The organism is Roseomonas sp. TS2 (assembly GCF_058833935.1).
In genome coordinates, this window is record NZ_JCACVY010000313.1 from 1 (window position 1) to 2,759 (window position 2,759).

Below are 2,759 nucleotides of genomic sequence, written 5' to 3' on the forward strand. Positions count from 1 at the left end.
GCCCGGTGCGCATGGTCGTGCCCTACCCGCCCGGCGGCTCCACCGACCTGCTGACCCGCCTGCTCTGCGAGCGGCTGTCGCAGAAGCTCGGCCAGAACTTCGTGGTGGAGAACCGCCCCGGCGCCGGCGGCAACATCGGCATGGACGCCGTGGCCAAGGCCACGCCCGACGGCTACACCTTCGGCGCCGCCACGATCGGGCATTTCTCGATCAACCAGTATCTCTACAGCCGCATGCCGTGGGACATCGACCGGGACTTCATCCCCGTCTCCCTCACCTGGGAATTCCCCAACGTGGTGGTGGTCTCCAGCCAGCACGTGCCGGCGAAGACGCTGCAGGAATTCATCGACTGGGTGCGCAAGCAGCCCAACGGCGTCTCCTACGGCTCGCCCGGCGTCGGCACCACGCCGCACCTCTCGGGCGAGATCTTCCGCAACCGGCTGAAGCTGGATGCCACCCACGTCCCCTTCCGCGGCGCGGCGCAGACCATCCCGGCCATGCTCTCGGGCGACGTCACCTTCGCCATCGACAATCTCGCCTCCTACGTGCCGGTGATCCAGGAAGGGCGGATGCGGGCGCTGGCCGTGACCGGCGCCCAGCGCTGGCCGACCCTGCCCGACGTGCCGACCATGGCCGAGGCGGGGATGGAGGATTTCGTCATCACCTCCTGGGGCGCCTTCGTGGCGCCCGCCGGCACGCCGCGCCCGATCGTCGACAAGATGAACGCGGCGCTGCGCGAGATCGCCGCCGACGAGGCGCTGAAGCAGCGCTTCCTGCAGGCCGGCGGCACGCCGCTCTGGTCCACGCCGGAGGACGCCATCGCCCGCGGCAAGGCGGAGCGGCCGATGTGGCAGGACGCCGTGAAGTCCTCCGGCGCCCGGGCGGACTGAAGCGGCGCCCCGCCCCCGCCTCCTGGCGCGCCATGCGCCGGGGGCGGGGCAGGAACATCCGGCCTTGGCGCGGGGCCGGCGCGGCGCCATACCCCGGGGCATGGCGCAGGACCTCACCTCCCCCGCCGGGCGGCGCGCCGCCTGGCTCAACAGCCTGTTCGTCGACCACGCCGTGCTGCGGCTGGCCTGGCGCAACTGGGGCGTGGTGGCGCCCGGCCGCCTCTACCGCTCCAACCACCCCAGCCCCTTCCAGATGCGGCTGGCGGTGAAGGGCACGGGCATCCGCAGCATCATCAACCTGCGCGGCCACCGGGAGAGCTGCGGCTCCGACGCGCTCGGCCGCGCCATGGCGGCGGAGCTCGGGCTGGAGCATGTGGATGCGCCGCTGGAATCGCGCGGCGCCCCGCACAAGGACCGCATGCTGCGGCTGGCGGAGATCTTCGCCCGCCTGCCGGAGCCGATCCTGATCCACTGCAAATCCGGCGCCGACCGCACCGGGCTGGCCGCCGGCCTCTGGCTGCTGCTGCAGGGGGAGAGCGTGGAGGTGGCGATGCGCCAGCTCTCCTGGCGGCATGGCCATGTCTCGGCCAGCAAGACCGGCATCCTCGATGCCTTCTTCCGCGAATACGCCCGCTTCCTGAGCGCCCACGGCCCCAAGCCCTTCCTGGACTGGGTGCGCGAGGATTACGACGAGGACGCGCTGCGCGCCGCCTTCCGCAGCCGCGCCTGGGCGGACCGGCTGGTGGACGGCATCCTGCGCCGGGAGTGAGGCGGCCGGCCGCGGCTCAGCGGCCGGCGGGCGGCACCGGGCAGGCGAGGTCGCCTTCCCCGCAGTTCAGGTAGGCCTGGAGCGCCTCCAGCCGCTGCCGCGTCAGCCCCAGCAGGCATCCGGACTGCGCCGCCGGGTGGAAGGAGCCGCCGCGCGAACCGGCGGTGGCGAAGGCGCATTCCGCGTCCCGGAAGCGGAGCCAGGCCCGCTGCGCCTCGGTCAGCGGGGCGCGCAGCGGCGAATCCGCGCCCAGCCGGGCGATGAGGGCGCGGTAGGCCGCGTTCAGCGCCAGGTCGGCCTCGCCGAGTTCCCGGGCAAGGCAGGCATTCATCCCCGCCTGCGTCTCCTCCGCGCCGCAGGCCGGCGCGGCGCGCGCCGGGCCGGGCACGGCCAGCGCCAGCAGCAGCGCCGCCAGCCCCGTGGTGGCCGGGATACGCCGGGCCCGCATCATGCCGTCTCCACGCTGAAGGCCTGGGTCCGCACCATGCGGGCATAGAGCCCGTCCCGCGCCATCAGCTCGGCATGGCGGCCCTGCTCCACGGCGCGGCCCTCCCGCATCACCACAATGCGGTCCGCCTGCTGCACGGTGGAAAGGCGGTGCGCCACCACCAGCGTGGTGCGCCCGGCCCGCAGCCGCTCCAGCGCGCGGCCGATGGCGGCCTCGTTCTCGGCGTCCAGCGCGCTGGTGGCCTCGTCCAGCAGCAGCACGCGCGGGTTGCGCAGCAGGGCACGGGCCAGCGCGATGCGCTGCCGCTGCCCGCCCGAGAGGCGCGAGCCGCCCGGCCCCAGCACCGTGTCGTAGCCGCGCGGCAGGGCGGTGATGAAGTCGTGCGCCGCGGCGGCGCGGGCCGCCTCCTCCACCGCCGCGCGGCCGGCGCCGGGGTGGCCATAGGCGATGTTGGCCAGCGCCGTGTCGTCGAAGAGCACCGCCTCCTGCCCGACATAGGCGATGGCGGCGCGCAGCGAGGCCAGGGTGACGTCGCGGATGTCGGCGCCGTCGAGCAGGATGCGGCCCTCGGTCGCGTCGTAGAGGCGCGGCAGCAGGGTCAGCGCGGTGGACTTGCCGGCGCCGGAGGGGCCGACCAGCGCCACGGTCTGCC

The 2,759-nt window shown here is 74.4% G+C and carries 4 protein-coding genes; 2 read left to right on the top strand and 2 right to left on the bottom strand.

Annotated features, from left to right (window positions below; all coding sequences use genetic code 11):
• Window positions 1-890, top strand: an 890-nt coding sequence (locus ACZJYS_RS23875) for a Bug family tripartite tricarboxylate transporter substrate binding protein (RefSeq protein WP_493180581.1), incomplete at its 5' end; no start/stop codon positions are given.
• 100 nt (window positions 891-990) lie between these two features.
• Window positions 991-1,659 (top strand): tyrosine-protein phosphatase, encoded by a 669-nt coding sequence (locus ACZJYS_RS23880; RefSeq protein ID WP_493180584.1) that lies wholly within the window; start codon window positions 991-993, stop codon window positions 1,657-1,659.
• 16 nt (window positions 1,660-1,675) lie between these two features.
• On the opposite strand, the gene ACZJYS_RS23885 is transcribed toward ACZJYS_RS23880, so the two are convergent.
• Both ACZJYS_RS23885 and ACZJYS_RS23890 read right to left on the bottom strand, forming a co-directional pair.
• Complete coding sequence (locus tag ACZJYS_RS23885; protein WP_493180582.1) at window positions 1,676-2,110, bottom strand: lysozyme inhibitor LprI family protein; 435 nt, start codon at window positions 2,108-2,110, stop codon at window positions 1,676-1,678.
• Window positions 2,107-2,759, bottom strand: a 653-nt coding sequence (locus ACZJYS_RS23890; RefSeq protein WP_493180583.1) for an ABC transporter ATP-binding protein, incomplete at its 5' end; no start/stop codon positions are given. The genes ACZJYS_RS23890 and ACZJYS_RS23885, both read right to left, overlap by 4 nt.

What these genes read in the sequence shown, in the direction of transcription:
- ACZJYS_RS23880 (WP_493180584.1), top strand. Translation starts at nt 991, where the DNA reads ATGGCGCAGGACCTCACCTCCCCCGCCGGGCGGCGCGCCGCCTGGCTC.
- ACZJYS_RS23885 (WP_493180582.1), bottom strand. Translation starts at nt 2,110, where the DNA reads ATGATGCGGGCCCGGCGTATCCCGGCCACCACGGGGCTGGCGGCGCTG.